Origin of the sequence: Pseudomonas sp. GM74, assembly GCF_000282455.1 — a bacterium.
Classification (GTDB): domain Bacteria; phylum Pseudomonadota; class Gammaproteobacteria; order Pseudomonadales; family Pseudomonadaceae; genus Aquipseudomonas.
In genome coordinates, this window is the sequence record NZ_AKJG01000057.1 from 24,878 (window position 1) to 31,980 (window position 7,103).

A 7,103-nucleotide genomic window follows, 5' to 3' on the forward strand; every position below is an offset into this window, starting at 1 on the left:
GCGAAGCCTGCGTTCGGCTGCGCAGCAGTCGTTGATTCTAACAACGCAGTTCTACTTCAAGACCGCGCATTCAAGCCTTGCGACTGCTGCGCAGCCGAACGCAGGCTTCGCCAGCTGCTACAGGGGTGTTTTTGATCAGGGGAAATTGGGTAAAAAAACTAACCAATACGAGCAAAATAATTCCATTGATGTAGCGATACTTTTAACAATAATGAGCCCAAAGCCCATTTCGGATTCACATCCGTCCTCGTACGTCATATGGGCAATAAAAAGAGGAACCTCATTGTGTCCAGCCGTTCAGCGATTCAGCTCAGCGCTCAAGGTATCAGCCAGTATTACGGCCGTTTCGCGGCGCTGGATAACGTCGATCTCGACGTTCGCCAAGGCGAATTTCTTACCCTCCTGGGTCCGTCCGGATCGGGCAAGACCACCTTGCTGATGATTCTGGCCGGTTTCCTCAGCCCGACCTCGGGCAAGCTGATGGAACAAGGTGTCGACATCATCAAGCGCAGCGCCGAGAAGCGGAACTACGGCATGGTGTTCCAGGGTTATGCGCTGTTCCCGCACATGAGTGTGGCCGACAACGTCGCCTACCCGCTGCGCATCCGTAAAGTCCCGGCCGAAGAACGCAACCGCCGGGTCAAGCACATCCTTGAAGTGGTCGGCCTCGGTGCGCACATGCACAAGAAGCCCGCCGAGATGTCCGGCGGCCAGCAGCAGCGCGTGGCGATTGCCCGGGCGCTGGTGTTCGAGCCGGAACTGCTGTTGCTCGACGAGCCGCTGTCGGCGCTGGACAAAAACCTGCGCGAACAGCTGCAAACCGAATTGCAACGCATCCACCGTCAGGTCGGCACCAGTTTCGTGTTCGTCACCCACGACCAGAACGAAGCGTTGGCACTGTCATCGCGCATCGCGATCTTCAACCACGGCAAGCTGACTCAGGTCGACACCCCGGAAAACATCTACAACCGCCCCGAGAGTCGTTTCGTCGCCGAGTTCCTGGGCAAGATGAACCTGTTCCCGCTGGACAACCTGACCCGCAACGGCCAGATCGCCAGCGGTCGCTGCGGCACCAGCGTATTGCACGCCCAGGCGCCGAACGCACTGAGTGCGGCACCGATCGTGCTGGCCGTGCGCCCCGAGCACATGGAACTGCACAGCGAGTGCCCGACCCGGGACGGCTACAACGTGATGCCCGCACAACTCACCGACAAGGTCTATCAAGGCTCCAGTACCCATCTGGCACTCAAGGTCGGCGGCGATACGGTGCCGATCAACCTGTCCGTCCCCGGCAATCACCCGGGCGCGTCGATGGCCAGCGGTGCGCCGGTGTGGCTGAGCTGGCCGGTGCAGCAAAGCTTTCTGCTACAGGCCTGAACCGCAAAAAACTGCGTCACAAAGCTCTCTTCCAATGACAACAAAAAGGCCGGTGTCCACGCAGACACCCGCCAACTGAGGACTTGCCCATGCGCCAGGATCACCAACAAGACTGCATCGAAGTGCTTATCGAAAAGGCCCGTGACGGTCAGATCAACCGTCGCACCTTCATTCAGGCCATGGGCCTGCTGGCTGCGGTGCCATTGGCGCTGCGCAGCGGCATCAGCTGGTCGGCGGACAAGCCGCTGGTGGTGGTCAACTGGGGCGGCGACGCCCTGAACGCATTCCGTTCGGCATGGACCGACACCTTTACCAAGAACACCGGCATCCAGGTGCGCATCGACGGCGCCGGCCCGACCGAAGGGGCAATCCGTTCGCAGCTGGCCAGCGGCCAACCGAGCTGGGACGTGGTCGACGTCGAGAGCTACAGCGCCATCGTGCTTGGCCGGGAAAAGATCCTGCAGCCACTGGACTACAACACCATCAAGCGCGATCAGGTGGCCCCGGCGCTCTCCTCCGATTTCGGCATCGCCAGCTACCAGTTCAGCTACGTGATGGCCTGGGACAGCGAAAAATTCGGTGAAAACGGGCCCAAGACCTGGGCCGATTTCTGGGACGTGAAGAAATTCCCCGGCAAGCGCACGCTGTACAAGTGGATGAACGGCATGCTCGAAGCGGCGTTGCTGGCCGACGGCGTTCCGGCTGACCAGCTGTACCCGCTGGACGTGCCACGGGCGATGAAGAAGATCGACGAGATCAAGCCTCACGTCCTGTCGTTCTGGAGTTCGGGTGCCGAGAGCCAGCATCTGATGGTCGACGGCGAGGTGTCGGTGGGTGCGATCTGGCACACCCGCGCCAAGCTGCTCAGCGAAGACACCGACAACCGCGTGCGCTGGAGCTTCGACAACGGCTTCATCAACTCCAGCAGTTGGGCGGTATTGAACGGCAACCCCGGTGGCACTCAACCGACCATGCAGTTCATCCAGCAAGCCTTGCAGCCTGAAGGCCAGCTCAAGCTGTTCGAACTGCTGGGCAACGGGCCTTCCAACAGCGCCACGGAGAAGCTGATGTCGGCCAAGCAACTGGAAGCCAACTGCGCCTCTGAAGAAAACCTGAAAAAGCAGATCGCTCTCAACGCCCAGTGGTACGCCGACAACTACTCCAAAGCCCTGGAAGAGTATCTGACGCGCCTGTCCAAGTGAGCCTGTGACCATGACCACCACCCTGACCTCGACCCTGACCACCCCCAAGCCCCGCTTCAGTTCGCCGGGCCTGGAGCGCGGCCTGCTGCTGTTCCCGCTGCCGGTGTTGCTGTTGGTCTTCTACGTGCTGCCGTTTCTCGGCGTGATCGGCTGGAGCTTCTCGCTGCCCACTCCGGGCATCGAGCAGTACCAGCGCATCGCCACGGACCCTGCGATCCAGGAAATGCTCTGGCGCACGTTGCGCCTGTGTCTGACCGTCAGTGGCCTGGCCCTGATGATCGGTTACCTGCTGGCGTACTGCTGGGTGTTCAGCCCGCCGTTCTGGCAGCGCGTGGTGGAGATCTGCATCTTCATCCCGTTCTGGATTTCCGTGCTGGTACGGGCCTTTGGCTGGTTGATCGCCCTGCGCAGCAACGGCGTGCTCAATAACGGTTTGATGGGCATGGGCCTGATCGATCAACCGCTGCAACTGAGCCGCAATGAAATCGGCGTGGTCATCGGCATGCTCCACGTGATGATCCCGTACGCGGTGTTCCCGCTGCTGTCGACCATGCGTCAACTCGACCAACGTGTGCTCATGGCCTCGCGCGGCCTGGGGGCCGGTGCCTTGCGCACCTTCTGGCAAGTGCTGCTGCCGCAGACCCTGCCGGGCATTCTGGGCGCGTTCATCATGGTCTTCGTGTTTTGCCTGGGCTTCTTCATCACCCCGGTGCTGTTGGGTGGCGGGCAGACGGTGATGATTGCCGAGTATGTGTTCCTGCAAATGTTCCAGACCAGCAACTGGGGCCTGGGCGCGGCACTGAGCGTGGTGTTGCTGGCCCTGGTCAGCGCGCTGATCTGGGTGCTGTTGAAAATGACCCGAGTGAACCGACTGGTAGGCTGAGATCACTATGAATACCCATCGCACAAGCCTGAGTACCCGATTGCTGGCCGTGGTCGCCATGGCCTTCATGCTGTTCCCGCTGCTGACGGTCATTCCGGTGTCGTTCACCAGCAAACGCTTCCTGTCGATGCCCGAAGGCAACTGGTCGCTGCGCCACTACGAAGCGCTGGTGAGCAACCCGGACTGGTTCCACGCCATCAGCCAGAGCCTGACCATCGCCTTCGCCACCAGCGTCATCGCCACCTTGCTGGCCGCCGGTTTCAGCCTCGGTATCTGGTACATGCGCTCCAAATGGGCCACGGCCCTGATCGGCCTGGTGCTGTTGCCGATGGCGATCCCGCCGGTGATCTCCGCGCTGGTGCTGTACTTCATGGAAACCAAGCTCGGTCGCTTCGCGCCGGGCATGGGCTACGACACCCTGACCGGCGTGGTGATTGCCCACGTGATCATGGTGGTGCCATACGGCGTAGTGACCATGCTGGTGGCCCTCAGCCAGATCGACCGGCGCATCGAACTGGCCTCGCGCAACCTTGGCGCCAGCCTGATGCAGACCACGTTCATGGTGATCCTGCCGAACCTGAAGTTGGGTCTGGCCTCCACCGCGCTGTTGGGTTTCGCCCTGTCCTGGGAAGAAGTGGCGGTCACGCTGTTCATCACCAGCGTCAACGTCGACACCCTGCCCAAGCGCATCTGGAGCGGCTTGCGCGATAACGTCGACCCGAGCGTCGCGGCGATTTCGGTGTTGCTGATCTCGCTGACGTTGCTGGTGTTGATCGGACGGCTAGTGGTTCAGCATCTGGCGGATAAACGGGCGCAGAAACTGCTGCATCCGTAACTGAATACGCGCCCCTGTAGGAGCTGCCGCAGGCTGCGATCTTTTGATCCTGATTTTTCAAGATCAAAAGATCGCAGCCTGCGGCAGCTCCTACAGGGGCTTCGTCTATTGGGCCGTGACAACGCCGCCCCGGTCCAATAGATTAGGCGACCTGAAAAAGCCGCCGGGCTTTCTCGCCCCTATTCAAGTTATAGAAGTAGTGAAATTTCAATGTCCGATTCCAACACCGCTGAAACCGTAGTCACCTTGTCGTCCAAAGCGGAATACGAAAACTCCATCAATCTTTCACAACACGTACCCCAGGCAAAAACCATCAGCGAGATGGTGCTGGACGCTTTCCAGTCCACCCGCGAAAGCGACCAGATCCGCGAACTGCGTGCCGCGATCCGCCAGGCCCACGACAGCTTCGACGATGACAAAGCCTACGAACTGATGGGCCAGCTCAAGCAACTCAAGGACGCCGAGGCCGCCGACATCGCCGCCCTCGAAGACCTGAGCAGCAAATTCCCGATCAGCCGCATCCTGTCCAGCTTCAAGGACGACCCGGCGTTCCAGGAAATCGTCTACGGCCTGGCCCTGAAAGTACTGAACCAGACCCACCAGGCCATCAGCAACCCGAGCGGCGGCAAGGGCAAAGCCGCCAAGGCAAAGAAAGAAGTCGAAGTGTTCACCATCAGCAAGGATGGCATGAGCGTCACCCTGCCGTTGCGCACCCCGCGCTCGCGCCTGAACGTCGACCGTGAAGCCCTGGAATTCCTCGGTTTCACCTTCGTTGGCGAAGGCGACGAAGCTGAACTGGAAAGCGAGACGTTCCTGGACAACAGCGGTGCCGAACAGGCCGTCAACCGCAAGAACATCATCACCGCCCTGCAACAGCAGACCGCGTTCGACGGCTACAGCATCGCCGCGCAGTAATACCTCCTGTGGTGAGAGGGCTGCCCGTGGCGAGCGAGCTTGCTCGCGCTGGGCTGCAAAGCAGCCCCAAACAATCTGACAACACCTGCCGATTTTTGTGGGTGCTTCGCCCCCAAGCGGGAGCAAGCTCCCTCGCCACAGAGTCCTCAGCGACTGACTGAACAGCCCCGCCATCAGAGCGGGGCTTTTTATTGCCCGTGATTCGGGCAAAACCGCGATTACTCTTCCAGTATCGACGCAGAACACCACTTCCCTTCACCCATGAGCACCACGGGTCCGCCTGCGGGGAGCGTCAACTCACTTTCCAGCCCAGACCTCAGTGGTGCAACTGCCGAGGTCGTCATGAACACGCCCCCCTTGTATCGCCAGCTGGCCAACCACTACCTGGACGCTATCCGCAGCGGCACCCTGAAAACCGGTGAACGCCTGCCCTCGATCCGCTTGATGATGGAAAAACACGCCGTCAGCCTGTCGACCGCCGTGCAGGTGTGCCGGGAACTGGAAGACTGCGGTGTGCTGGAAGCCCGGCCGCGCTCCGGCAACTACATTCGCCAGCCCGACACCCTGCCCAGGCCCGCCCCGATTGCCCTGGCGCCGGCGCTGGATACCCGCGCGTATGTCGGCATTCATGAACAGGTCTGCGCGGTGCTCAAGGCCAGCCAGCGCGCGACGATCAAGGTCAACTTCGCCAGCGCCTATTGCGCGCCTGAGCTTTACCCACTGAAGACCTTGCAAGACAACATGATCAAGGCCCTGCGCAACGACGCCCGCCTGATCGGCGCAGCGGGCGGCGCCTGCGGCAACAGTGCATTGCGCAGCATCCTGGCCCGGCGGGCACTGGCCAGCAAGACCCACCTGGCCCCCGAGCGGATCGTGATCACCAACGGCGCCACCGAAGCGATCAACCTGGCCTTGCGCGCGGTCACCTGCCCCGGCGACACCGTGGCCGTGGAGTCCCCGACCTTCTACGGTCTGCTACAAATTCTCGAAAGCCTGAACCTGCGCGTGCTGGAAGTCCCGGCCTCGGCCCATACCGGGCTCAATCTGCAGGCCCTGCAACGGCTGCTGCAAGGCCCCGAACGGGTCAAGGCGCTGATCGTCATCCCCAACCTGCAAAACCCGTTGGGCAGCATCATGCCCGACGCCAACAAGGCCCGGCTGGTGAAACTGTGTGCAGAGCACAACACCGTGCTGATCGAGGACGACACCTACGGCGACCTGGTGGACACCGAGCAGCCGCTGTCCACGCTCAAACATTGGGATAGCACCGACAACGTGATTTATTGCGCCTCGCTGAACAAAACCCTGGCACCGGGCATGCGCCTGGGCTGGATCAGCGCCGGCAAATGGCACGACCGCGTGGAGATGCTCAAGCATGCACAGTCGCGGGGTTGCGAGGCGTTATCGCAACTGGCGGCCAACGAATTCATGCGTACACCGTCCTACGAACGTTACCTGCGGCGTTTGAGGAAAACCCTGACCCAACAACGTCAACAGATGAGCGAGGCGATTATTCGTTACTTCCCCCTCGGCACCCACGTGACCAACCCCCAGGGCGGCACGCTGTTATGGGTGGAACTGCCTCGCCGGCATTCGTCCATGGCGTTGTTTCATGATGCGTTGAACGCCGGTATCCAGATTTCGCCTGGGGATATCTTTTCCAATGCCAATCGCTTCGATCACTTTGTGCGCATAGGCTGTGGCATGCCGTATTCGCCGCGGATTGATGAGGCTTTGCAGACGTTGGGCCAAATCCTGAAAAAACAGGGTTGACCACGAACCTGTGGGAGCGGGCTTGCTCGCGAAAGCGCTGTGTCAGACACATCAATGTTGAATGTGCTGGCGCCTTCGCGAGCAAGCCCGCTCCCACAGGTTTTTTTTGGGGGGGTCA

At 60.8% G+C, this 7,103-nt stretch carries 6 protein-coding genes; all 6 read left to right on the top strand.

Features of this window, described 5'->3' with window-relative positions; all coding sequences use genetic code 11:
- Positions 1 to 285 precede the first annotated feature (285 nt).
- The 6 genes from PMI34_RS14105 to PMI34_RS14080 all read left to right on the top strand — a co-directional run bounded on the left by PMI34_RS14105 (position 286) and on the right by PMI34_RS14080 (position 6,985).
- Positions 286 to 1,377 (top strand): ABC transporter ATP-binding protein, encoded by a 1,092-nt coding sequence (locus PMI34_RS14105; protein WP_008050039.1) that lies wholly within the window; start codon positions 286 to 288, stop codon positions 1,375 to 1,377.
- Positions 1,378 to 1,466: 89 nt separating this feature from the next.
- Positions 1,467 to 2,579: an ABC transporter substrate-binding protein gene (locus tag PMI34_RS14100; protein ID WP_008050040.1), complete on the top strand. Its 1,113-nt coding sequence runs from the start codon at positions 1,467 to 1,469 to the stop codon at positions 2,577 to 2,579.
- 10 nt (positions 2,580 to 2,589) lie between these two features.
- Complete coding sequence (locus PMI34_RS14095; protein WP_008050041.1) at positions 2,590 to 3,462, top strand: ABC transporter permease; 873 nt, start codon at positions 2,590 to 2,592, stop codon at positions 3,460 to 3,462.
- A gap of 7 nt (positions 3,463 to 3,469) precedes the next feature.
- On the top strand, positions 3,470 to 4,297 hold the full coding sequence (locus PMI34_RS14090; protein ID WP_008050042.1) for an ABC transporter permease: 828 nt from the start codon (positions 3,470 to 3,472) through the stop codon (positions 4,295 to 4,297).
- Between the two features lie 210 nt (positions 4,298 to 4,507).
- Positions 4,508 to 5,212, top strand: a complete 705-nt coding sequence (locus tag PMI34_RS14085; RefSeq protein ID WP_008050043.1) for a hypothetical protein — start codon at positions 4,508 to 4,510, stop codon at positions 5,210 to 5,212.
- Positions 5,213 to 5,554: 342 nt separating this feature from the next.
- On the top strand, positions 5,555 to 6,985 hold the full coding sequence (locus PMI34_RS14080; protein WP_008050049.1) for an aminotransferase-like domain-containing protein: 1,431 nt from the start codon (positions 5,555 to 5,557) through the stop codon (positions 6,983 to 6,985).
- The last annotated feature ends 118 nt before the right edge of the window (positions 6,986 to 7,103 follow it).